Annotated in this window: 21 protein-coding genes; 9 read left to right on the top strand and 12 right to left on the bottom strand. The window is 56.7% G+C overall.

The window, feature by feature from the left end; all coding sequences use genetic code 11:
- The 6 genes from K9B37_RS02370 to K9B37_RS02345 form a co-directional block, all read right to left on the bottom strand.
- A partial coding sequence (locus K9B37_RS02370; RefSeq protein ID WP_224311174.1) for a right-handed parallel beta-helix repeat-containing protein occupies nucleotides 1-928 on the bottom strand: 928 nt, incomplete at its 3' end.
- Between the two features lie 1,154 nt (nucleotides 929-2,082).
- Nucleotides 2,083-3,474, bottom strand: a complete 1,392-nt coding sequence (locus K9B37_RS02365; protein WP_224311173.1) for an NAD(P)H-dependent oxidoreductase — start codon at nucleotides 3,472-3,474, stop codon at nucleotides 2,083-2,085.
- 82 nt (nucleotides 3,475-3,556) lie between these two features.
- On the bottom strand, nucleotides 3,557-4,819 hold the full coding sequence (otnK, locus tag K9B37_RS02360) for a 3-oxo-tetronate kinase (RefSeq protein ID WP_224311172.1): 1,263 nt from the start codon (nucleotides 4,817-4,819) through the stop codon (nucleotides 3,557-3,559).
- Entirely contained in the window at nucleotides 4,816-5,628 is an 813-nt protein-coding gene (locus K9B37_RS02355; protein WP_224311171.1) for a hydroxypyruvate isomerase family protein, read from the bottom strand. The genes otnK and K9B37_RS02355 overlap by 4 nt, the downstream gene beginning before the upstream one ends.
- A 4-nt stretch (nucleotides 5,629-5,632) precedes the next feature.
- The gene (gene otnC, locus K9B37_RS02350) at nucleotides 5,633-6,346 is read right to left on the bottom strand and encodes a 3-oxo-tetronate 4-phosphate decarboxylase (protein ID WP_224311170.1); all 714 of its coding nucleotides are present in this window, start codon (nucleotides 6,344-6,346) and stop codon (nucleotides 5,633-5,635) included.
- Nucleotides 6,347-6,424: 78 nt separating this feature from the next.
- Nucleotides 6,425-7,123 (bottom strand): GntR family transcriptional regulator, encoded by a 699-nt coding sequence (locus K9B37_RS02345; protein ID WP_224311169.1) that lies wholly within the window; start codon nucleotides 7,121-7,123, stop codon nucleotides 6,425-6,427.
- 211 nt (nucleotides 7,124-7,334) lie between these two features.
- On the opposite strand from K9B37_RS02345, the gene K9B37_RS02340 reads away from it, so the two are divergent.
- The 7 genes from K9B37_RS02340 to K9B37_RS02310 all read left to right on the top strand — a co-directional run bounded on the left by K9B37_RS02340 (nucleotide 7,335) and on the right by K9B37_RS02310 (nucleotide 13,709).
- On the top strand, nucleotides 7,335-8,357 hold the full coding sequence (locus K9B37_RS02340) for a 4-hydroxythreonine-4-phosphate dehydrogenase PdxA (protein WP_224311205.1): 1,023 nt from the start codon (nucleotides 7,335-7,337) through the stop codon (nucleotides 8,355-8,357).
- 61 nt (nucleotides 8,358-8,418) lie between these two features.
- On the top strand, nucleotides 8,419-9,414 hold the full coding sequence (locus K9B37_RS02335; protein WP_224311168.1) for a Bug family tripartite tricarboxylate transporter substrate binding protein: 996 nt from the start codon (nucleotides 8,419-8,421) through the stop codon (nucleotides 9,412-9,414).
- A gap of 77 nt (nucleotides 9,415-9,491) precedes the next feature.
- Entirely contained in the window at nucleotides 9,492-9,971 is a 480-nt protein-coding gene (locus tag K9B37_RS02330; protein WP_224311167.1) for a tripartite tricarboxylate transporter TctB family protein, read from the top strand.
- A 28-nt stretch (nucleotides 9,972-9,999) separates the two neighbouring features.
- The gene (locus tag K9B37_RS02325) at nucleotides 10,000-11,514 is read left to right on the top strand and encodes a tripartite tricarboxylate transporter permease (RefSeq protein WP_224311166.1); all 1,515 of its coding nucleotides are present in this window, start codon (nucleotides 10,000-10,002) and stop codon (nucleotides 11,512-11,514) included.
- 47 nt (nucleotides 11,515-11,561) lie between these two features.
- Nucleotides 11,562-12,449, top strand: coding sequence for an NAD(P)-dependent oxidoreductase (locus K9B37_RS02320; RefSeq protein WP_224311165.1), 888 nt, complete (start codon nucleotides 11,562-11,564; stop codon nucleotides 12,447-12,449).
- 164 nt (nucleotides 12,450-12,613) lie between these two features.
- Nucleotides 12,614-13,171, top strand: a complete 558-nt coding sequence (locus K9B37_RS02315; RefSeq protein WP_224311164.1) for a chromate transporter — start codon at nucleotides 12,614-12,616, stop codon at nucleotides 13,169-13,171.
- Nucleotides 13,164-13,709: a chromate transporter gene (locus K9B37_RS02310; protein WP_224311163.1), complete on the top strand. Its 546-nt coding sequence runs from the start codon at nucleotides 13,164-13,166 to the stop codon at nucleotides 13,707-13,709. Before K9B37_RS02315 ends, K9B37_RS02310 begins: the two co-directional genes overlap by 8 nt.
- Nucleotides 13,710-13,809: 100 nt before the next feature.
- On the opposite strand, the gene K9B37_RS02305 is transcribed toward K9B37_RS02310, so the two are convergent.
- The 4 genes from K9B37_RS02305 to K9B37_RS02290 all read right to left on the bottom strand — a co-directional run bounded on the left by K9B37_RS02305 (nucleotide 13,810) and on the right by K9B37_RS02290 (nucleotide 19,427).
- Entirely contained in the window at nucleotides 13,810-14,025 is a 216-nt protein-coding gene (locus K9B37_RS02305; RefSeq protein ID WP_224311162.1) for a dodecin, read from the bottom strand.
- Nucleotides 14,026-14,171: 146 nt separating this feature from the next.
- Nucleotides 14,172-17,429 carry an error-prone DNA polymerase gene (locus K9B37_RS02300; RefSeq protein WP_224311161.1) on the bottom strand — a complete coding sequence of 1,086 codons (3,258 nt, stop codon included), beginning with the start codon at nucleotides 17,427-17,429 and terminating at the stop codon, nucleotides 14,172-14,174.
- A complete protein-coding gene (locus K9B37_RS02295) occupies nucleotides 17,426-18,928 on the bottom strand; it encodes a DUF6504 family protein (RefSeq protein ID WP_224311160.1) in 1,503 nt (500 codons plus the stop codon). The genes K9B37_RS02300 and K9B37_RS02295 overlap by 4 nt, the downstream gene beginning before the upstream one ends.
- Nucleotides 18,846-19,427 carry an ImuA family protein gene (locus K9B37_RS02290; protein WP_224311159.1) on the bottom strand — a complete coding sequence of 194 codons (582 nt, stop codon included), beginning with the start codon at nucleotides 19,425-19,427 and terminating at the stop codon, nucleotides 18,846-18,848. Before K9B37_RS02290 ends, K9B37_RS02295 begins: the two co-directional genes overlap by 83 nt.
- A 422-nt stretch (nucleotides 19,428-19,849) precedes the next feature.
- Between K9B37_RS02290 and K9B37_RS02285 the strand changes: the two genes are divergently transcribed.
- Both K9B37_RS02285 and K9B37_RS02280 read left to right on the top strand, forming a co-directional pair.
- Complete coding sequence (locus K9B37_RS02285; protein WP_224311158.1) at nucleotides 19,850-20,602, top strand: bestrophin-like domain; 753 nt, start codon at nucleotides 19,850-19,852, stop codon at nucleotides 20,600-20,602.
- A gap of 168 nt (nucleotides 20,603-20,770) precedes the next feature.
- Nucleotides 20,771-21,166 carry a PRC-barrel domain-containing protein gene (locus tag K9B37_RS02280; protein WP_224311157.1) on the top strand — a complete coding sequence of 132 codons (396 nt, stop codon included), beginning with the start codon at nucleotides 20,771-20,773 and terminating at the stop codon, nucleotides 21,164-21,166.
- Nucleotides 21,167-21,230: 64 nt separating this feature from the next.
- On the opposite strand, the gene K9B37_RS02275 is transcribed toward K9B37_RS02280, so the two are convergent.
- Both K9B37_RS02275 and K9B37_RS02270 read right to left on the bottom strand, forming a co-directional pair.
- Nucleotides 21,231-21,434, bottom strand: coding sequence for a CsbD family protein (locus K9B37_RS02275; RefSeq protein ID WP_224311156.1), 204 nt, complete (start codon nucleotides 21,432-21,434; stop codon nucleotides 21,231-21,233).
- Between the two features lie 154 nt (nucleotides 21,435-21,588).
- Nucleotides 21,589-22,077, bottom strand: coding sequence for a GlcG/HbpS family heme-binding protein (locus K9B37_RS02270; protein WP_224311155.1), 489 nt, complete (start codon nucleotides 22,075-22,077; stop codon nucleotides 21,589-21,591).
- Nucleotides 22,078-22,163: the final 86 nt, after the last annotated feature.

Below are 22,163 nucleotides of genomic sequence, written 5' to 3'. Positions count from 1 at the left end.
TATCGCCGCTGTGGTTGACGGTGTAGGTGTCGTTGCCGGCGAGGCCCTTCATGACATCACCGCCGGTGGTGCCCTTGAGGGTGTCGTTGCCGCTGGTGCCGACGATGTCGCCCGGCGTCGGGGTTGGTGTGGGTGTCGGATCCGGGGTCGGGGTGGGCGTTGAGCCGCCGGCATAGCTGTCGGGGGCCTTGTCGGGAGAGAGACCACCCGTGACCATAGTGTTGTTGGTCATGGTCGGCATATGACCCTGGCTGTCGGCGCGAATATACTCATAGCCGTAGTAGCCCTTGACCACATAGTTGTTGGACCAAGTCACGTTGGTGATCGGCGAATTGGTGTAGGTGCCGAGGTTGTAGATCGGGTAATTTCCGGGCGACGACAGGTAGTTGTCGTGGATGTTGACCTTGTCGACGGCGCCGAAGGTATTGGCGACGAACACGGCGGAGACGCCATTCGGCGAACCGTTGTTGATGATGGTGTTGTGCACGACTTCGACATTGGAATTGCCGCCGAAGATCTGAATGCCGTCGAAATGGCCGCCATTATCGGACCGGAAGTCGTGAATGTAGTTGCCTTCGATCTTGGTGGCGACGTTACCTTCGACATTGATGCCGTTGGTGATGCCATAGATGTCATTGTTCAGGAAGGTGCCGGCGCCGGAAATCCCTCCGAGTGCCTTGCCCATGCCGTCGATATCGCAATTCTTGACGACGGCTCCCTGGATGCCTTGATCGACGCGAACAGGAGCGTAACCATCGAAGGTGATCTTGCAGTTTTGTACGGTAACGTTCGCGGCCCTGATATAGACCTGCCCCTTGATGTCTAGGCCATCGAGAACCGTACCGGCCTTCGTGACGATGATGCCGCCCGACGCGGTGAGCTTGACGCCATCAGGAAGTCCGGCAGTCGCTGCTGTAGGAAACGTCATGATAAATCCTTCTTGGTGAGTTTAAGGATGGCTAAATGAGACAGGTCGAGAGAATGGGCTGACGCGACTTATGCAGACAGCGCCGTTGTTGACCTGATTGGGAAAATGCGCCGGCCAATGTGGCCTTCGATGCTACTTGGAATGCCAGCATTCCGTCGGCCGATATGACAGCCGAAAGGATCCTGAAGCCGGACGTTTCGAGACGAACAGCTGAGACACGGTGACGTCAGACGCGCCCCGCATCGGACATTTCAAGAATTAATCTCAAGCAGTGACTTGCCGGTGCACGAACGCCAGAGAACATCGCAAAGAAGATCCGGCGACTTCCATCCCTTGATCGCTGTTCGGAAAAGCGAACAGCGAATTGCTAGTTAAGAGATGAGAGGAGTGTGTTGATTAGCAGGCAGGTGAATGGATGGTCATGTTTTCCCCTTTTATAGAATCGTTCTTGCAATATACGCATCGTTAATTTGCCTTATGATGCGTATATTTTCCCCTTAGAAACGCCTACATTCAATTCGTTGCTTTACTATTGTTATTATATTTTGTTTTATAATTGATAGTCCGCATGAAAATGACTTGGTATTTACATGCGGTCTATGGCCCTTGCTTATCAAGCTGGTCGTGGTGCGGTCTTGTGATGGTCGGACACTTCGTTGATAAAATCTGCCAGCGATGGGAAAATGAGCGGTCAATACGGGAAGCAGATCCAATAATGTCAACAATATGACGAATAATTGTTCGAATTCTAGAGATAAAAATGGCTTTGTCTTGGTTCTGTAAGCCCGGTTTGGACGTATATAGTGGCGAATGACTTGGCGTTCAGTTTTGAAGTATCTTCATCGCGAGTGATGTCCCACTTTCGCTGCATCTAGAAAGCGCTCGTCGGATCTTGAAGGCTCGCCATCGGCATGGCTTAAGTTGGCAGATGGTTGTACTTCGACGACCAAGTTATCCTTGAGTTTGTCATTGCCTTTATAGGCTATCGCGAGGGCCTCGCAGACTGACGGTAAACAGTGCAGGCGCGGGAATCGGCAGCTTCGCACGCCAATTGGGGAGCGGAAGAGCGGGGTGGTGACACCGTCACCGAAAGCACTGATTGAACACAACCGCGCAATAAGACAAAGCGTTGCTCATATGTCTGTCGCTGGTCATCATGATGCTCCGAAGAAGCGCATATCCTGCTTCCGCCGCAGTTGAAGCAACGGAGATTCCTCGGACAGCTCCAATTGGCCAACGCAAATTTCCTCTCCCTTGTTCACGTGCGCCGTCAGCTTGCAATCTGCAGCAAGATAGAATGGAGCCGGCGCCCTGGAGCTCAACGAGGCGGCGGGCCGGAACTCTGCCGTGACTCCGGAAATCGTGTGATGATGCCCGCCCATGCTCAGGACCGTCCCGGCGGAAAGATCCTCTGTCGCAACAGCGACTAGGTCATAGCGGGGCTGATAGTCCGCGCCATATCCGGAGGCGTGATGAATCGCGGCATCGAGGATGCTTGTGGCTGCTTCGAGGCCAAGGAGATGACGTGGCAAGTAAATCATCGCGGTCTCGGCGGTGCGGCTGACGATATGGCCTTTCTGGGCAAGAATGTCCCAGCTATTCGCGTCATCGCAACAGACGACAACGAAGACGCCGCCAGCGAAGCTAATTTCGTCAGGCTTGCGCAGACAGTGGAACACGTCCAGGCGTCTGGTTCCCGTCAGGATTCCGCCAGCATCGCGTTGCGAAAAAATGGTCGGCACTTCGCTGATCCGTGCGAGGGGAGCATGCAGATCGTAGCGATCAGGCTGCAGTCCAGTGGCGTTGGCAACAACCATGAGCTCGCATAGATCAGGCACAGCTCTTTGGGGAAAACCGGAAATAGCCGCGTGTCGTGCGCTGAGTATCTCTCTGACGTCATGGTTGCCGAGATCCCAATGACGGGCAAGATCGATATCGTCCGCCAAGCGTCCATTGCTGCTCAATTGTCGCGACGAAGGGTCGAACACGAAATCGTACTCGCTGGATTTCCCCGCCGCGACAATCTGAAAGCCCATAACCTCCGCCCATGTCGCCAAGCCGATGAGCAGACTGGGTTGATCCCCGTCAACGGTTGTGACAATCCGGCCACGATCTTGTGCGAGAGCCTTCAATCCGGGCCCGATGACGCTGTCCAGCTCCTTTGTCACAAGGGCGAGGTGCTTGTTCGCCTCGATGGCGATAAGCGCATGACGCGCCGCGGCGACTGGCCGCCCGGTCGCCTCCACGACAACATCGAAGGGCAGGTCAGCTACAAGTGCGAAATCGGATGCGGCGATGTAATCCCCTCGATCCCAGGCAATTCTCGCATCCTTGGCGGATGTGCAATTATGAATTCGTCGCGCCTCTATGCCAGCCCCCTTCAAGCTCAATGCCGCGCTTTCTGCAGTCAGGTCGACGGCGACCCGGGCATTCATGAGAGGCACCCGCTGTGCTTGACTCAGAAAGCTTTGCCCAAATCCGCCGGCTCCAACGATACATGTTTCGACAGGACATTTAGCTTTTGAATAATAGGCATGATAATTCATGGCGCGTTCCCTTGAGCGCGATCCGAACGTGGCATCGACGCATCTTGTTATGTTGGGTGGAGAGTGAAATCAGCCTGAGACGTTACCGCAGCATGCGGTAGGCGTTCAGGAAGAAGTTCGGAGCTCCAAAGTTTCCGGATTTAAGCGCGAGTGCGAGATCAGGACCTGAGAGTGTCCGCGTCCAAGGAACACCTGGATCAATTTCCGGCCCAATCGCGAGAGCTTTCGCTCCAAGTGCATTCACAACGGCGCCCGACGTTTCTCCACCGGCGACGATGAGACGTGTGAAGCCGCGTGGGGGCAGGGAGCGCGCAATCTCGGCAAGAGCTTCTTCCACCATCTCGCCGGCCTTCGCGCGACCGAGGCGATGTTGGACTTCCCGCACCTCATCGGGTGCCGCTGTCGAGTAGATTAGCATGGGCCCATGAGCCTGCTGCGTGCCGATCCAGTCGAGTACGGTCCGTGCATTGAGAGCGCCGGATGCGAGCGCCAGAGGATCGATCCGGAATGCCGGTATGCCATTCGCCAGAGCTACTTCGACCTGCTGTTTTGTGGCACTGGAACAGGAGCCGGCCAAGATAATCTCTCTACCCGCGGGCGCTTCGAAGGTATTGACGCCAGGCGCAAAGAGATTTGCGCCAGCGAGATAAGCTTCTGGCAAGCCCATGGCTACGCCGGATCCGCCTGTGATCAAAGCGAGATCCGCACTTGCCAGACCGATGGCGCGAAGATGGCTGTCAGTCAAAGCGTCGACAACCACGACCTGATGACCCATCGACTGCTCTCGCATGAATGCCGCTCGAATCGCTTCAGGTCCAGCCTCGACGTCCTCAAAAGGAACAAGACCCACCGAAAGCCTTGTCTGCCGTTGCAATACTCTGACCAGATTGGAGTCCCGCATTGGTGTCAGCGGGTGATCCTTCATGCTGCTCTCATGCAGTGGCATTCCGTTGACGAACAGGTGTCCTTTGTAAACTGTTCGTCCATTGGCTGGGAATGCAGGACATGCGACGGTAAAACCGCTGTTCGTGAAGGCGAGAAGCGCCTCGGCCGCCGGCCCGATATTGCCCTCGTCGGTGGAATCGAAGGTGGAGCAGTACTTGAAGAAGAAGTGCTGTGCCCCGGCATTACGGAGAGCTTCGGCCGCTGCCAACGTCTGATCGACGGCCTCTTGGACCTGAATCGTTCTGGACTTGAGTGCAACGACGACGGCATCAGCCGCGGAAAGTTCTAGACTGCGATCAGGCACACCAATGGTTTGAATGGTGCGGAGCCCCTCACGTGCGAGCATGAGAGCCAGGTCGGTCGCTCCAGTCAGGTCATCCGCGATGCACCCTAATCTCATGCCCTGCTCCTATCGGGGTTGGACGACGCGCAATCTCGTGACCACGTCGCAAGCCAACCCAATCCACCCTCCGTGAGATGGCGCGGCTTGTATTCGGCGCCCACCCAGCCGTCATAGCCTATCCGATCGAGCGCTCGACAGATCTCGGCATAGTTGACTTCGCCCTCATCCGGTTCTGCTCGGCTGGGAACCGCGGCAATCTGCACGTGACCAATGAGCTCGCGATGACTTTCGAGGCGTCGAATGAGATCACCCTGCATGATTTGCGTGTGATAGCAGTCGAACATGATCTTCACATTGGATCGGCGGACCTGTCCTATGATGAGTGCTGCCTGTTCGACGCGTGAAAGGAAGTACCCGGGCCTATCGCGGTGATTGATGGGCTCGATCAATACCGTCACCTGGGCCTGGGCAGCTTTGTCGGCCGCAATTCTCAAGTTTTCGATGAACGTACGCTCTGCCGTTGCAAGCTCATCCGGGGACACGACCCCGGCCATGCAGTGAACGGCATCGGCACCGATTTCCATTCCATACGATAGAGCCTGATCGACAGCCTGCTGAAATTCGTCTTCTCGACCTGGCAGAGCTCCCAGTCCGAAATCGCCTGCAGGAGCGTTACCGACGGGCGTATTGAGCCCAAGCATGGTCAGTCGGTTCTGCATGAGTGCATCACGCATGGCAGCAGCAGGCACCTGGTAGGGCCAGTGCATTTCGACGGCCTTAAATCCAGCAATGGCCGCGGCAGATACCCGGTCGAGCTCGGGGCGGTCGGAGAAGAGAAAGCCGAGATTGGCCGAGAAGCGGGGCATCGATCTATCTGCACGTGTGAGAATGGTTGTGGGAGATCGTGCATGACTCTTCGTCGGCGGTGTCGCCTAAAATGGCCCGATCGAGTTTGAAATGATGCACGAGATCACGGACCTGAGCACGGCTGAGAAGTCGTGGATTGAGGCCATGCAAGAGAAGGCGAAGTTTCGCTGTTTCTTCCAGTTCCTCGGTTGCATAGACCGCAGATTCGAGATCCTTGCCAGCTACAACCGGCCCGTGGTTCGCAAGCAGGACTGAGGTATATCGCCCTGCAAGTCCGCGGATGGCACCCGCTACCGCAGGGTCTCCCGGGCGATAGTATGGGACCAGCGCGGTTCGACCCACGCGCATGACGTAATAAGCTGTCATGGGAGGGAGAGCGTCCTCCGGATTGACGTCCGGGAGCATCGAGACCGCGACCGAGTGTGTGGAATGCAGGTGGACGATAGCCCCCGCATCCTTACGTGTAGCGTAGAGAGCTGTGTGTAGCGGAAGTTCTTTTGTTGGCGCGTTACCTGAAATGAGGCGACTGGAAGCATCGAGACGGCTCAGTTGCGCCGGGTCAAGGTTGCCGAGCGAACTGTTCGTTGGCGTCGTCAGCCAGCCCCCATCACTGAGACGCACCGAGATGTTGCCAGACGAGCCGGCAGTCAGTCCGCGATCGAACAAAGAGCGGCCAAATCGGCAGATTGCTTCGCGCAACTGGCTTTCGTCACTCATATGGACGGCCTCGGCATTGGGGTGAAACGGTTCGCGGTTATCGTCCGAGGCTCATGACCAAGGAGTCGGCGTGGGAGGCTAGATAGCGTTTCTGACGCGCTCCCAAGTTCTTGCCATGTGGGCCGTCAGCACTTGGGACAGGCGGTCCGCATCGCGGGACTCGAGGGCGGCGATCATCTCCTCGTGCTCAGCGACGGCTCCTGCCCATTTTTCGGGCCCTTCGTTTCCGATGTACCGGATGCGGCGCAGCCGAGCCTGTAGAATTCCATGCACGTATGCCAGCGCCTCGTTCTTCGAGAGGCGAAGAATGGCCGAATGGATGTTCTGGTTGAGCTTGAAATAGGGGAGGCGGTCGCGCTTTGCATACATCTCCATCATCTGGTCGTGCAGCTGCCGGACCTCTTGAATATCCGCATCGGTCGCATTTTCGCAGGCGAGCCGGCCGGCCAGACCCTCAAGGTTCCCAAGCACGATAAGGCTGTCCTGTACGTCTTTGGGGCTGAACTGGCGCACCACGGCGCCACGACCCGGCGACAATTCGACAAGACCCTCGCTGGCGAGGAACTTAAGCGCTTCTCTCAACGGCGTCCGCGAAACGCCAAGGCGGGCGCCCAAATTCCCTTCATGGATGCGGGTTCCAGGTGCGAGTTCGCCTTCGATGATCATGTCGCGAACCCGAGCCACGATCGCATCATGCAGGCTGAGCCGTGCGATCGGGCCACGCTCTTCGGTATCTGAGGTTAGCGCGGCGGGGGAGGAAAGTGTTGGGTGATCCATTCTCTGGCCATCCATTTGCTCGTTCCGGTGGAATATAGGCCGTAACGGGGCGCTTCGCATCTTTTATAGTTAAATGCTGAATTGACGTAAACTAAATTCTGCATACAGAATGCTTGCGTGCAGAAATTGCCATTGTTAGTGTCCTAAGGTCATTTCATATGAGGTCGTCGTGACTCCTCCCTCCCTCCAGAAGCCGACCATTGCGTTTGCCATGGGCGACCCCGCGGGGATCAGCCCGGAACTGGCTGCCAAGCTCATTGCATCAGAAGAATTTCGTGCCGACGCGAACTTGGTCGTCTATGGCGACCGAAGGATCCTGGAGGAGGGGGCAAGGGTCGCAGGGGTCCAAATAGATGTGGACGTGGCTTCCTCGGATGATGTTATTCCGGAAAGCCCTCGTCGCCCGATCTTCGTTGATCTCGGGAATCTCGCTCTAGAGCAGGTCGTGCCTGCAACAGCGACCCTTGAGGGCGGGCAGTTCGCGACTGCGAACTTCCGCCATGCGCTGCTTCTGGCGGCTTCCGGCCGGGCCGATGGCGTCTTCTTCACGCCCTTTAACAAGAAGGCGATGCGCTTAGCCTATGAAGGTTATGACGACGAAATCCGCTTTGTGCGGGACGTTCTCAAGTCGTCAGCGGATGCAAGTGAATTCAATGTTCTGGGGCGGCTCTGGAACGCTCGCGTGACTTCACACATACCGCTCTCCAAAGTGGCATCTGCTATTTCCGAGCGGTCGATCCTGCGCGCGCTCACTCTGGCTGATGGATGCATGCGCGCTGCGGGGTTCAACCCACCACGGATCGCTGTTGCAGGTCTCAACCCTCATGCCGGCGACGGCGGAAATTTTGGGCGCGAGGAAATCGATGTCATTGAGCCAGCTGTTCTCAAGGCGGCAGAGCAAGGGCTTGCTGTTCAAGGGCCGTTCCCATCTGACACTGTTTTTCTGAGAGCAAAGAACGGCGACTTCGATGCGGTTCTGACCATGTATCATGATCAGGGCCAGATCGCGATGAAGCTGATGGGCTTTGATAGGGGTGTCACGTTGATCGGTGGCTTTCCATTTCCGATCTGTACGCCTGCTCACGGCACGGCCTACGAGATTGCCGGTCGCGGCATTGCCAATCTTGGAGCGAGTCAAGAGGCGCTTCGTCTGGCTATCCGTATGGGCTCCGAAGTTCGTGCACGCAGACAGAGCACGGGAGGCCCAAGAAATCAGCTGGAAGGAGTTGCGTAGCAAACACTGTAATCCTTGAACCGACGCCATCGGTTGGATTTCAACACTAAGGGAGGAAACAATGCCAAAGAAGACACCGTGGATGATTGCGACCGCTATCACGGTTGCAGTCGGCAGTATGGCTCATGCGGACTGGAAGCCGACAAAGCCAGTCGAATTCATCGTAACTTCCAGTCCTGGAGGCGGCACCGACAACTTCGCTCGTGTCGTCCAGTCGATCATCTCCAAAAACAATCTGATGGATCAGCCGGTCGTCGTCACCAACAAGGGTGGTGGCAGCGGCGCTGAAGGCTATGTCTATGCGAAGGTCGCCACTGGGGACGCATATAAGCTCACGTTCGGCACGAACAATGAGTATCTTTTGCCGTACGTCGCAAAGCTCGCCTATAAGGCCAGCGATTTGACGCCTGTCGCTGCGATGGCCATGGATGAGTTTCTTATATGGGTTAACGGAAACTCTGAATACAAGGACGCAAAGAGCTACGTTGAAGCGGCAAAGGCGAAGCCGCAGACCCTGAAAATGGGGGGAAGTCAGTCGAAAGATACTGACCAGACACTCACGAGTTTGATTGAAGACGCGACGGGCGCGAAATTTATATATGTTCCCTTCCAGGGCGGCGGCGCAGCCGGAGTGCAGCTTGCTGGCGGCCATATCGACTCGAACACGAACAATCCGAACGAGAATGTCGGACAATGGAAAGCCGGGGCGGTCAAGCCGCTCTGCGTTTTTAGCCCCACACGCTTGGCAGAGGGGCCGAAGGTGACCGCCGATATGGGTTGGGCGGATATTCCGACTTGCAAGGAGGCCGGCGTCCCGATCGATCAGTTCCAGATGCCGCGTACAGTATGGCTTCCGAGCAATGTTCCTCAGGATGCGGTTACCTTCTACGCCGATCTCCTTAAGAAGGTCAGCCAGACTCCCGAATGGAAGGAGTATATCGAGCGTACGTCTCAGACAAACCGCTTCCTTGTCGGCGAGCAATTGAAAAGCTTCATCGCCGACGACGACGCCAAGAACAAGAAAGTCTTCGAGCGGGAAGGCTGGATCGTCAAATAAGTTCGATTGATCGGAAGGGCCGGCGTGGCGGTGTCCTCGCCGGTTCACCGAATAGGGAACAGGCAGAGGACGATACCATGATTTCTCGTTTCAAGGCTGAGATCGCCACTGCAACTCTGACGGCCAGTCTCGGACTCGTCACCGTCATTGGTGCTCTTGAATTTGGGATCGGCTGGGGAGATGCAGGGCCGGAATCCGGCGCATTTCCTTTCTATATCGGACTGCTCGTTATAGGTGCCAGCCTCGGCAATCTCGCTCAGATGGCAAGAGACAGAAGCGCTCTGCAAGCCGTTTTCCTGGATCGAGAGCAGGCTCATCGTGTTGGATCGTTCCTGGTCCCGATGCTCGCGTTCGTCATCCTCGCCGTAACTCTCGGACTATATGTGGCGACCGCCCTCTATTTGGCGTTCGTGATGTGGCGACAGGGTGGCTATCACTTGATTGTGTCGGCCGCATCGGGCGTCGCAGCTGCGATCCTTTTCTACGTCGTGCTCGAATACGCGTTTCAGGTCCCCTTGTTGAAAGGCCCACTCGAAAGCGCACTGGGCCTTTATTGATACGACAACGTTCTGGCGGAGAAAGCCCGTGGAAAATTTTGCTTCGCTTTTGCATGGCTTCAGCGTCGCGCTGACGACGTATCACATTGCGCTGATGATCGTTGGCGTTCTGCTTGGCATTCTCGTCGGAGTGCTGCCTGGCCTAGGAGCCCCGAACGGCGTCTCGCTCCTGCTGCCGCTGACATTCACGATGGATCCGGTCTCGGCCATCATCCTTCTCACGAGTATGTACTGGGGCGCGCTCTTCGGCGGCTCTACCACGTCAATCCTATTCAATATTCCGGGAGAGCCTTCGTCCGTCGCAACGACCTTCGATGGATATCCGATGGCGAAGCAAGGACAGGCGGCGCAAGCGCTCACTCTGGCCTTTCTGTCCGCCGGATTCGGAGCGCTTGTAGGCGTCATTCTGATTACGGTTCTGTCGGGTTGGGTCGCCAAGTTCGCTCTTAAATTCAGTTCGCCTGAGTATTTCGCTGTCTATTTTCTCGCTTTCGCCAGCTTTGTAGGTCTCGGCGGAACGTCTCCTTTCAAGACGATCGTATCGCTGGGCCTTGGTTTTGCCTTTGCCGCAGTCGGGATGGACACCGTGTCAGGTGCATTGCGTCTGACATACGGTTTCAGCGACCTGCTGGGTGGCATCAGCTTTCTGATTGCAGTGATTGGCCTGTTCGGCATCGGAGAGCTCATGCTGACGATGGAGGAGGGACTTCGTTTCGATGGAATTCGCGCGCGGGTTCGGCCGCGCGATGTCATCAAGACCATTGCGACAATGCCGCGCTACTGGGTCGCGCTTCTGAGAAGCAGCGCGATCGGATGCTGGATGGGGATCACGCCGGGCGGGCCGACTGCGGCATCCTTCATGAGCTACGGTCTCGCCAAGCGTTTGTCTCGCCGGAGGGACGGATTCGGCAAGGGAGAGCCGGAGGGCGTTGTCGCTCCCGAAACGGCGGACCATGCTGCAGGAAGCAGTGCGATATTGCCTATGTTGGCGCTCGGTGTTCCTGGCTCAGCGACGGCAGCGGTCATGATGGGCGGCTTAATGATCTGGGGCCTGAATCCGGGACCGATGCTCTTTATCGAGCGTCCGGACTTCGTCTGGGGTTTGATCGCCAGCATGTATCTCGGGAATATTGTGGCCGTTTTGGTTGTGCTGACGACCATCCCGCTGTTCGCATCTATCCTTCGCATTCCGTTTGCCATCATCGGACCCATCATCGTCGTGGTCTGCTTTATCGGTGCCTATACTGTTGCGGGTCGCTCTTTCGATCTGTGGCTGGCATTGGTTTTCGGGCTTGTCGGCTACCTCTTCAAGAAGCTCGACTACCCCATAGCGCCGCTCGTCTTGGCGATGGTGCTGGGAGACAAGGCTGAGGACGCTTTCCGACAGTCGATGATCATGTCGAGAGGGTCCTTGTCCATCTTCTGGTCGAACGGGCTTGTCGGCACGTTGATCACTCTGGGTTTGGTGCTGGCGTTCTGGCCCTTGGTGAGTGCCGCTCTCAGAAAGCGTGCGAAATCTGATGCCTCGTCCGTCATCGCTTAAGTCGGAAGCGGCTTTTGGCGTTGGAGCACGGCACAGGAGCTTTGGAAATGCTAGCTGATTCACGTGCGGTCGCGTTCCTCGGCATCGGCCTTATGGGATCTCGACAAGCTAAACGGCTGCTCGATGCAGGTCACAAGGTCATTGCATGGAATCGTTCCCGCGAGAAAGCCGAGGCACTTCGGTCCTTTGGCGCCGATGTCGTCGATACCGCCGCTGAGGCAGCCCGTTCCGCTGATGTTCTGATCCTCATGCTCGAGAACGGGCAGATTGTAAGGGATGTTCTATTCCTGCAGGGCGCTGCAGATGCGTTGCGACCCGGCTGCACCGTGATCGACATGAGTTCGATCAAGCCGTCAGAGGCCAAAGACCACGCTCGGCGCCTGGCCGATCGAGGCGTCCACCATATCGATGCTCCCGTTTCCGGCGGAACACTCGGGGCGGAGCAGGGGACGCTGGCGATCATGGCAGGAGGCGACGCCGACGTATTTGCCAAGGTGATGCCGATCTTGAGCGTCATGGGGCATGCGGTGCATGTCGGACCGCATGGAGCAGGCCAGCTAGCAAAGCTCGCCAATCAGGTGATCGTGGGGGTTACGATCGGGGCGGTTGCCGAAGCGCTTCTTCTGGCGGAGCGAGGCGGTGCAGATCCGGCCAAAGTTAGGGAAGCTCTCCGTGGCGGATTCGCCGAAAGCCGAATTCTCGAACTCCATGGCCGACGGATGGTTGAGCGGGACTTCGAGACCAAGGGACGCTCTGTCACGCACTTGAAAGACCTCGATAATGCCCTCGACGCTGCAGAGGGAATTGGCATCGAGACACTGCCTTACACGGCCATCACCGCCGACCTTTTCCGATGTCTCATTCAGAATGCGGGGGATCTGGACCATAGTGGCCTACTCGTTGAACTCGAACACCGGAACAGCAAGGCACAATAGCTGGTCGAGCGAATGAACGTAGCCTGCGTCCCGGATTGCTCTTTGGAAGCCAAAGGTGGGCTGTGCTTAGGGCAGGGGAGGGTACAGTGGTGAGGTCCAGCGCCTAGCCCTCGTCGTGCAGACAATGCTTGCAAGGTCGGCTCGATCGTAGTTTTAGATGACCCATGAATGAGATACGGGCCTCTGTTCCTCTCTTATCGATCTTCCTGGTCTTCTTTCGCATCGGACTATTCAGTTTCGGTGGCGGCTTATCAGGTTGGATTTACCGAGACGTCGTCACGGTTCGAGGCTGGATGAGCGATGCGGATTTTCTATCCGGCTTGGCGCTAGGACAGATCTTGCCTGGGGCAAATGTCACAAATCTCTCGATTTACATTGGACAACAGCTTCGTGGATCGACCGGGGCCCTCTGCGCCCTGCTAGGTCTCCTGGTAGGTCCGTTTTTTGCAGTGATCGGTCTGGTGACAGCCTATGATCGGATCGTCGGTCTGTCGTGGATTCAGAATGCGATGAGCGGCGCCGCCGCCGCGGCAATCGGGCTTTTACTGATCGTTGCCGTTAAAGGGGCCGCTCAAGCCAGCCGGCGAGCTTCCTCATTAGTGATCCTTGCCGCGACTTTCGTCGCCGTTGGGCTTCTTCAATGGCCATTGGTTCCTGTGGTGCTCTGTCTCGCACCCGTTTCGATAGGCCTGGCATGGCTGAGGGTGGGCTCGGATGCGTGACAATCCACTCTGGGCCCTCATCGTCGTTTTCGTGCCGTTCTCCCTGGTCTCTGTGGGAGGCGGGCCGAGCATCTTTGCGGGTATTCAGCATCAATCTGTCGAAGTGTATCATTGGGTTACGGCCCGCGAATTCGTCGAGCTGTTTGCCATTGCGAGGGCCGCCCCAGGGCCTGGCTCCATGCTCGTGACCCTTTTGGGCTGGAAGGTTGCTGGCTGGACTGGCGCCATCGTCGCTACGCTTGCCCTGTTCGTCCCATCATCTGTTCTATGTTATGGCGTGTCTCGTGTATGGAACCATTATCGGGGGCGCAATTGGCATACGGCCCTTGAAAATGGGCTTGCGCCGATTGGCGCTGGTTTGATCCTGGCAGGCGTTTTTGCCATCTTCAGGATTGCCGGAGCAGGCATTCTGTCCTGGGCTGTGGCTGGAAGTTCAGCGATTGTCCTGGCATGGCGACCCAAGCTGAATCCTCTGCTGATACTCTTGGCGGGAGCAATCGTTTTTGTCGTCATCCAGGCGAGAGTTCCGGGACCTTAACGTTGACTTGGTCGACGGCAAGCTGCCTGAGAGGCCGCTCTCATAAAGGGCGGCTCTGCAGAAACCTCCATCCAGTAATTTTGCAGGAGTGGCTTGGGCCCTACGAGCCTTCTAAAGTAAAACCAGCTTTAAGCACGACCTGAAAGTGACGGATCTCGCCATTCTCAACATGGCCACGCGTCTGCATGACTTCAAACCAGCGCAAATTTCTTAGTGTCTGATCTGCACGTTTGATCGCAGTCTGGATTGCATCTTCGATGCTGTCTTTCGATGAACCGACTAGCTCAACCACCTTATAGACGTGTTCTTCAGACATCGGATGCTCCCTGATGTGCCAACCAGGGAAGCTAGAGCGGCAAAGAAGGATGTCCATCAATGTGAGAAGTCATCGTTCGGCAGAGAGGTCACCATGAATAACTGGATGTAAAACATATCGACACAATTGATGCACCTGACAACATATTATCGGAAATTTCGGGATGTTATACGAAGAGTTGGGGTCCGGTCCCACTCCGATATGTTTGCCGAATCTTGGTTATCATAGCCCTTGGGATTTTTAGAGAGCATGTCGTTCGGTATAGTTCCAGGCTCTCCTTGAGATTCGTGCGCCTTATACAAGGGCTCATCACGTTCGCTGACACTGCGCAACAAATCCGACAGATCGAGGAAATACTCGGCGACAAGATGCACGACGTCTCCCTCGCGCTGGACCTTGCCCCGGCAGCCAATCATTCGAGACGAGAGGAGGAGCCGCCGCTGTTTTTCGAACAAAGCTGACCAGATCACAATATTGGCCACGTCGGTTTCGTCCTCGATGGTCATGAAGGTGACGTCCTTAGCGGAGCCAGGTCTCTGGCGTACCAGGACGAGGCCTGCCACAGTCACTCTTTGCCCATCCCGAACCTGCCGAAGATCGGCGCAAGTCACCATGCGGCGTAGGGCGAGTTCCTGCCTCAGGAAGGCGAGGGGATGCTGGCGTAGAGTCAGCCCCTGCGCACGATAGTCTTCCACGACTTCACGACCCTTGGTCATGGGCGTGAGCGCGACAGCCGGCTCAGTCGCCTCCAACCGGACAGCACGATCGCGTGTATCGGCGGCCGCAAAAAGCGGCATTACCTGATCCGCGAGCCCTCGGATTGTCCATAGTGCGTCACGCCGGTTCAAACCAATCGATCCAAAGGCATCTGCATCGGCTAAGTGCTCGAGAGCTTGAGCTGGAATACCTGTCCGCCGCCACAGATCCTCGATTGAGGCGAAGACCTGTTTGTCTCGCTCCGATGGGATCAAGTCTGCATCGACATTGGCGAGACCCAGGACCAGGCGAAAGCCGAGGCGCACGGCAAGGAGCGACTTCTGAGACGGTTTCTCTAACGTGCAGTCCCAATGAGAATGATTGATATCCACGGGCCGAACCTCGACACCGTGATTGCGCGCATCACGCACGAGCTGTGCGGGCGCATAGAATCCCATTGGTTGTGAATTGAGAATCGCACAGCAGAAGACGTCAGGGTGGTGGCGTTTCACCCAGGCCGATGCATAAGCGATCTTTGCGAAGGATGCTGCATGACTCTCAGGAAAGCCATAGGAACCGAAGCCTTCAAGCTGCTTGAAGATGCGTTCGGCGAAATCTCGGCTATAGTTCCGCGCCAGCATGCCGTCGATCAACTTTTTCTGAAATTTCGCGATGTCTCCACTGGCTTTGAAAGTCGCCATGGCGCGCCTGAGCTGATCTGCTTCCGAAGGCGTAAAGCCTGCACATACGATGGCGACACGCATCGCCTGCTCTTGGAAAAGCGGCACGCCCAAAGTTTTACCGAGGACATCTTTGAGTTCCGGCGTGGGATAGTCAGGTTCCTCACGACCTTCCCGGCGGCGCAGATAGGGATGCACCATGTCACCCTGGATCGGGCCAGGACGGACAATTGCCACCTGAACGACGATGTCGTCAAAATTTCTCGGCTTGAGCCGCGGAAGCATTGACATCTGCGCGCGGCTCTCGATCTGAAAGACGCCAATGGTGTCGGCTTTCCGGATCATTTCATATGTTGGGTCATCATCGTCAGGGATTGTAGAAATATCATATTTCTTATCCTTGTAGGTGCACAGAAGATCGAAGGCGCGCCGCAAGCAGCTGAGCATTCCCAATCCTAAGACATCGACCTTCATGAACTTGACGGTCTCGATGTCGTTCTTGTCCCATTCGATGACTTGCCTATTGTCCATCGCAGCCGGTTCGATCGGCACCAGATCGTCGAGACGATTCTGTGTCAGCACAAAACCGCCTGGATGCTGAGAAAGATGACGCGGAGCACCGATGAGTTCCCTAGCCAATTCCAGCGTCATTCGTAACCGCGGATCTTCGAGATTGAGGTTGAGATCAAGCGCTTCTTTTTCGGATACGTCGCTGCTGCCCCAACCCCAGACGAGCCCAGACAATCCTGCCGTCACGTCCTCGGACAAACCCAGTACTTTTCCGACTTCACGCACAGCGCCACGAGCGCGATAGCAGCTTACCACCGCCGTGAGAGCAGCTCGGTTCCGACCATAGGTATCATAGATCCATTGAATGACTTCCTCACGGCGGTTGTGCTCGAAGTCGACATCGATATCTGGCGGCTCGTCTCTCTCTTGCGAGACGAAACGCTCGAACAGAAGTCTGCGCTCAGTTGGATTAATCGCTGTAATGCCAAGCACGTAGCAGACAGCGGAGTTTGCAGCTGAACCACGCCCCTGACATAAAATGTCGGCTGACCTAGCGTATGAGACAATGGCGTGGACTGTGAGGAAGTAGGGGGCGTAATTCAACTCCCGGATCAGACCGAGCTCATGCTCGATGGCTTTTGCTACGTCGCTAGGAATTTCGCTGGAATAGACGCGACGTGCACCTTCCCAAGTCAGGCGCTCAAGTTTCTCGTAAGCTGTTTCGCCTGGTACAGTTTCCGATGGATACTGGTAACGTAGCTCGCTCAGTGAAAATGAGCAGCGGTCAAGAATGTCCCGGACGCGATGAAATGCTTCGGGGTGCCGCTCGTAGAGGCGCTCCATCTCAACTGGATCCTTGAGGTAGCGGTCGGCATGACGCTCCAATCTATAGCCCGCCTCATCGATAGTGCACCCTTCGCGGATACAGGTGACGACATCTTGCAAGCGTCGACGGTCAGGATGATGATAAAGCACATCTCCAATAGCGATCGTTGGCACTCTGTTCGCTTTCGCAGCCTGTTCAACATGATAAAGCCGCAGATATTCGTTGGGCGCGAAGCGGCGGATCAGGGCCATGTAAGCCCGATCGCGAAATGTATCTTTCAGCCTCTTGAGATTGGCGACAAGAGTTTCATTCTCCTCATCACCGAGCAGAATTGCGAGCAGGCCTTCATTCCAGATAACGACGTCCTCCCAGGCCAGATGGCATTGCCCTTTGCCTCCGCGGCTCTTGCCTAGGCTCAGCAATCGGCACAGTCGCGAATAGGCTGGACGATCGGTCGGATAGACGAGGAGTGACGTGCCATCTGTGAGATCGAGCCGACACCCAACGATCAAGCGAACACCAGTCTCTCTTGCCGCCTCATGAGCACGCACAATGCCGGCCAGTGAATTGCGGTCGGTAATGCCTAGTGCGGAAAGGCCAAGGAGCCTTGCCTGCTCGAACAATTCAAGCGGGCTTGAGGCGCCGCGCAGGAACGAGAAATGTGTCGTGACCTGAAGTTCAGCATACATCATGAAAACAGCCCGTGCAGCCACCAGCGTCCACCTTCGCTCGCGGGTGCATCACGGAAGATCCAGAAACGACTGCCATGCTCCGCTTCGATCCGGTAATAGTCGCGGATGATCGAGCCTTGGTTGCCATTCCACCATTCCATTGTGATGCGCTCGGGCCCATCCGCCTTGATCACCTTGTGACGGATTTTGCGCCAGACAAAAAAGGCAGGTGGGTGATCCGGGAGGAGGGCCATGGCCACAACTTCCTCAGGCGGATCGAGAAGGCGCGTTGGGTGTGGCAGGGATTGTGGCCAGTCTGCTCCCGTGGGAGGTGCCAGAGCGGGTATTTTCCGTACCATGCGCTCCGGAACAAGGCTCTGCACCGGAGATATCCGGTAAATATTGCTGCCTCCCACCTTGACGGCGAGGCGGTCTATCAGCTCTCCCATATCAAAATCGGAATCATCGCTTTCAGTCATGCCATGCGTTTCTGTCTGCTGTTCCGCAAGTGGTTCGACCTTGCTGGCCAGAAGAGCGATTTCTTCAATGCCGAAGCCGGGATCGATGGTCTCCAGTCGTTCGCTGAAAAGCTTTGCAAGATGGACAGGCGCGCGCGTTGCTCGAGCCGTACCAAATCTTAAACATGCCCCTTGCTGATCGATGCGCCGTACCATGAGGTCGAGACGACGTACGCCTTCGCTGCGCAGCTCCAGCTGTTTGCAGAGCGTCTCGCAGAGATGCAGCACGACGCGCTTGAGGTCGTCCAGGTGGCCGATAGGTTCAGCAAACACCGTCGAGACAACCGGCAGGTCTTTCGGAATGATGGGATTGATCGGCTCGAAGATATGGCCCATGGCCTGATCTAGGCGAAGGGCCACGTCCTGCCCAAAGCGCCGTACCATGGGAGCGCGCGGTAGGTTTTCAAGCTGTCCGATACGTTCGATACCGAGGCGATGCAGGGTATCGAGCTTGTCGGCGGAAAGCCGCAGCGCCCGGACATGGAGCGACCTGATCGTGTCATCGGCCCGTCCGGATGGTACGATACCGCCCAAGCCGCAGCGCGCGACAGCCCACGCTGCTCCAGGGACGTCGGCAATGGCTCCTTTCGCAGCAATGCCCTGGCCGTCGAGACGGTTGATCAGATCGCGGAGCAGTGCCTCTTCGCCTCCGAAGAGATGGGTCGTGCCGAAAACGTCAATCCATAGCCCGTCAGGGAGATCCAATCCGACGATCGGCGAATAGCCGATCGCCCACTGGGCCAAACTGCGCAAGGATGCGTCATCCTCTTCCGGTTTCGCATCGATCGTATGCAGATTGGGCACCATGGCCTGCGCTTGGGCTAGAACCATGCCGGCATAGATGCCGAGCTTCTGAGCGGTCTGACAGGCCGCATGCACGACGCGACGCGATCCAACAGCATGAACGGTCACAAGCGGTTTATCGCGTGGCGGATCGCCGAATTTGCGCCTGATCCGGTCGGTCGGCCAAGTCGGCAGGTAGAGCGAGACGACCCTTCGCATCACAGGCCTCCAGAATCCAAGAGCGCGGCTCTGCACCACGACAGCGCAGGAGTTCGATGTGCCATCGAGAAGGGCCCAGCCCCGGAGCTGGCAAAGCCTGGGACATGCAGGGTGAGATCCGCCAGCGGGTAGTCGCCGCAGTCGGCAAATGGGTCTGTTCCTTCTCCGCCACGGTTCGCCAGCGACGTAATGCGAGAGCTGTGACACCAGAGGATTCTGCAGCGAGTTGAAGCCGTCGTGACGAAGTCAGGCCGAGCCGAGTGACTTCACCGATGACAGCGGCAAGCCCCTTTTTGCGCAGTCCTTCCTCCATACTCGGCAGGATGTCGCGCTCGCGAAAAGCTTCTGCATAGATCACGCGGTCAGGATGAAGACCGGCTCCGGCCAGGCTTGGGGCAAACAAGTCACGCCGGTTAAGGCACCATAGCACCGGCCCCTTGAGCCGGGCCGCAATGCCGGCCACGAAGAGCGTCGCAGAGCCGGCAAACTCAGCTGCCATTCCGCCATCTAGCACTTCATGAAGGGTGCCCTGGGCAAGCCCATGGCCAGGAAGGTGTTGGTCGAGTTCAGCCAAGCCAAAGGGCACATGAAGTTTACGCTCATGCCTCGTCGCTAGGCTTTCGAGCGTCTGCCGTAACTCAGCCAGCACTGTCTGTTGCCCGGCACGCATGCGCCTTGCCTGTCCCCATTCGCTTTCGAAGATGTTCCTATTATGTTCTCATTTACCGCAGAGTCAATCTGTCGCAGAAGGGCTGTTAATTCTGGGGAGAAGACTGTAACTTTCACGGCAAAGGAGCCAAGCTCAAGAGGGAAGGGGCTGTGCGAGTTCATCAAAGCGTGACGGGATCAGATTATAAACCGGGCGCCGCTCGTCAGCCCTCCGTTTCGGAATTTTCGCGCTGAAGCGGATGTAGCTGATCTATGAATTCCCTGGTTGTCAGTCTGCTCACTTTCGCCGCCATCTTTGGCGGGGCTCTACTGGGCATAGGTCTAGCCCGAGTGTTGCCAGCACCTCATCTCAATACCGAGACACGTACGGCGGTCTCGGTATCCATGGCAGTCGTCGGCACTTTGGCGGCGCTCGTTCTTGGGCTGATGATCACGACCGCAAGTTCGGCTTTCTCTGCGCGGTCAAACGCGATCGACACGCTCGCGGTCGATATTGCCAAACTCGACCGGATTCTGTCGAGGTTAGGGCCGGGGGCCTCGAGTATCCGCGAGGATTTGCGGAGTTATGCAAAGGCAAAGGCCGAGGAACTCGCCGCCGTCGTGGACAAACGCGACATTGCCTTGCGAAATTTGACCGTTCTCGAAGGGATTAGCGATCAAGTCAGTCAACTTTCAGCAGAGGATGCGCGCTTCCGCCATAACCAATCGCAAGCGCTTCTCCTCGTCGATTCTATTGCTGATGCAAGGTGGCGCCTCGTCGAAGATGCAAGCATTTCGATTCCGCTCCCCTTTCTGATCATCGTTATCTTCTGGCTTTCATTGCTGTTCGCAAGTTTCGGTCTCTTTGCGCCAAACAATGCAACCGTAGTGATTGCACTTTTCCTATGCGCAGTCGCCATATCGGGGGGCATCTTCCTCATTCTCGAACTTGGCACTCCAACTCGCGGCTTTATTCGAGCATCTGTTGAGCCGCTTCAGTTGATGATCAAAGATCTAAGCAATTAACCTGCGTATTTAGCACATACCATCGAAGGCGAGGGCATGACCTCTTTTCCGCACAGACCTCCCGTGCACGTGCCACATGAGATATCCGAAGCTGCTGTCAGTACCTGATGGAACCTAGGCCACTTATAAGCATTGTTTGGCCTCTGTCAGATATCTTGGAGTTTCCCCATGCGTCGGATCCTGATTGCCTTTGCCGCAACCACCTTATTGGCGGGAACGGCTGCTGCACAAACGGCTGTGACCACGACAACGGAGAACTTCGTGACAGCCAAGCCGACCGATGTGCTCAGCTACAATCTGATTGGTTTGAACGTCACCAACGAGGCCAACGAGACGATTGGCGAGATCAAGGACCTCATCCTCTCGCAGGGTAATCTCGAGGGTTACATCGTCTCGGTCGGAGGCTTCCTGGGAATAGGTGAGCACTATGTCATCGTGCGCCCGAGCGCCATTAAGGTCAGCTATGCCGAAAACGATGGGAAATGGCACGCGGTGATGAACGCCACGAAGGACCAGCTTAAAGCGGCACCCGAATTTAAGTACGAAGGTCGCTGGAAGCGTTAATCTCGGCAATTCGCTGCCATAGTGACAGAAAAGGCCCCAAACGGGGCCTTTTCTCATTCACATTCTACCACGTTTGCCGATTGTACCAATCATCGACGTCGCGACGGATCTGGTCTCGCGCAAGGCCATAGCGCTCCTGGATCTTGCCCTCAAGCTGGTCGCGCTGGCCATTGATGACGTCAAGGTCATTGTCGGTGAGTTTGCCCCATTGCTCCTTAACGTTGCCCTTAACCTGCTTCCAGTTACCCTGAACACGATTCCAATCCATTATGTAGCTCCTTTGCGTTCTCGCACACTGAAGCTTTAACGTCATAGAGCGGACAAGGTTTCTCCATTCGCGGCAGATCAGTACCCTATGCTCTGCTGCTCGAAGGCAGACAATCCGCACGGTAGCTCATGCCGTCGTGAGCCGCCGCCGCCGGCTACTTCAATTTTGCCTGTACTTTCGCGAGGCCGGCATTCGCGCATTCTTCATCCAGATGTCCGCCTGGAGCGCCACCAACGCCTACGGCCCCGATCACTTCGTCGCCGGCTTTCACCGGAACACCGCCGCCGAGCAGCAGGAAGCCTTCGATGGCTGCCAAGTGCCGAGCCCCCGGATTCTTGTCGGCATTCTCCATGATGGTGGTCGTGTTGGTACGAGCGGATGCCGCCGTGTAGGCCTTGGCGCGGCTCGCCTCGACCGTATGAGGACTAGCCCGGTCCGCCCGAAGTACCGCTCGGACGAGACCAGCGCGGTCCACGACAGTTGCGGTCACGTTGAAATTCTTGGCTGCGCAAGCCTCAACAGTGGCCTGGGCAAGTTCCTGCGCAACACCGAGGGAAATATTCTTCTCCTGGAGAATCTGGGCGCTCGCGGCGGCCGGAACAAGGACAAGAGCCGCGACAGCGGCAAGGCGGATTTTCGACATGAAGCTTCTCCGTTGGAACCTCGTCGGTCCCGGCTTGTTCGACAATCCGACCTTAACCAGATGATCCGTGGCGGGTTATCCGTTTG

Origin of the sequence: Microvirga puerhi (assembly GCF_020089865.1) — a bacterium.
Taxonomy (GTDB): domain Bacteria; phylum Pseudomonadota; class Alphaproteobacteria; order Rhizobiales; family Beijerinckiaceae; genus Microvirga; species Microvirga puerhi.
This window is presented reverse-complemented; position numbering and strand designations above follow the sequence as displayed.

Excerpts from the sequence above, each read along its gene's own strand:
- K9B37_RS02365 (WP_224311173.1), bottom strand. The coding sequence starts at position 3,474 with ATGAATTATCATGCCTATTATTCAAAAGCTAAATGTCCTGTCGAAACA.
- otnK (WP_224311172.1), bottom strand. The coding sequence starts at position 4,819 with ATGAGATTAGGGTGCATCGCGGATGACCTGACTGGAGCGACCGACCTG.
- K9B37_RS02355 (WP_224311171.1), bottom strand. The coding sequence starts at position 5,628 with ATGCCCCGCTTCTCGGCCAATCTCGGCTTTCTCTTCTCCGACCGCCCC.
- otnC (WP_224311170.1), bottom strand. The coding sequence starts at position 6,346 with ATGAGTGACGAAAGCCAGTTGCGCGAAGCAATCTGCCGATTTGGCCGC.
- K9B37_RS02345 (WP_224311169.1), bottom strand. The coding sequence starts at position 7,123 with ATGGATCACCCAACACTTTCCTCCCCCGCCGCGCTAACCTCAGATACC.
- K9B37_RS02340 (WP_224311205.1), top strand. The coding sequence starts at position 7,335 with ATGGGCGACCCCGCGGGGATCAGCCCGGAACTGGCTGCCAAGCTCATT.
- K9B37_RS02335 (WP_224311168.1), top strand. The coding sequence starts at position 8,419 with ATGCCAAAGAAGACACCGTGGATGATTGCGACCGCTATCACGGTTGCA.
- K9B37_RS02330 (WP_224311167.1), top strand. The coding sequence starts at position 9,492 with ATGATTTCTCGTTTCAAGGCTGAGATCGCCACTGCAACTCTGACGGCC.
- K9B37_RS02320 (WP_224311165.1), top strand. The coding sequence starts at position 11,562 with ATGCTAGCTGATTCACGTGCGGTCGCGTTCCTCGGCATCGGCCTTATG.
- K9B37_RS02315 (WP_224311164.1), top strand. The coding sequence starts at position 12,614 with ATGAATGAGATACGGGCCTCTGTTCCTCTCTTATCGATCTTCCTGGTC.
- K9B37_RS02310 (WP_224311163.1), top strand. The coding sequence starts at position 13,164 with ATGCGTGACAATCCACTCTGGGCCCTCATCGTCGTTTTCGTGCCGTTC.
- K9B37_RS02305 (WP_224311162.1), bottom strand. The coding sequence starts at position 14,025 with ATGTCTGAAGAACACGTCTATAAGGTGGTTGAGCTAGTCGGTTCATCG.
- K9B37_RS02300 (WP_224311161.1), bottom strand. The coding sequence starts at position 17,429 with ATGATGTATGCTGAACTTCAGGTCACGACACATTTCTCGTTCCTGCGC.
- K9B37_RS02295 (WP_224311160.1), bottom strand. The coding sequence starts at position 18,928 with ATGCGAAGGGTCGTCTCGCTCTACCTGCCGACTTGGCCGACCGACCGG.
- K9B37_RS02290 (WP_224311159.1), bottom strand. The coding sequence starts at position 19,427 with ATGGCAGCTGAGTTTGCCGGCTCTGCGACGCTCTTCGTGGCCGGCATT.
- K9B37_RS02285 (WP_224311158.1), top strand. The coding sequence starts at position 19,850 with ATGAATTCCCTGGTTGTCAGTCTGCTCACTTTCGCCGCCATCTTTGGC.
- K9B37_RS02280 (WP_224311157.1), top strand. The coding sequence starts at position 20,771 with ATGCGTCGGATCCTGATTGCCTTTGCCGCAACCACCTTATTGGCGGGA.
- K9B37_RS02275 (WP_224311156.1), bottom strand. The coding sequence starts at position 21,434 with ATGGATTGGAATCGTGTTCAGGGTAACTGGAAGCAGGTTAAGGGCAAC.
- K9B37_RS02270 (WP_224311155.1), bottom strand. The coding sequence starts at position 22,077 with ATGTCGAAAATCCGCCTTGCCGCTGTCGCGGCTCTTGTCCTTGTTCCG.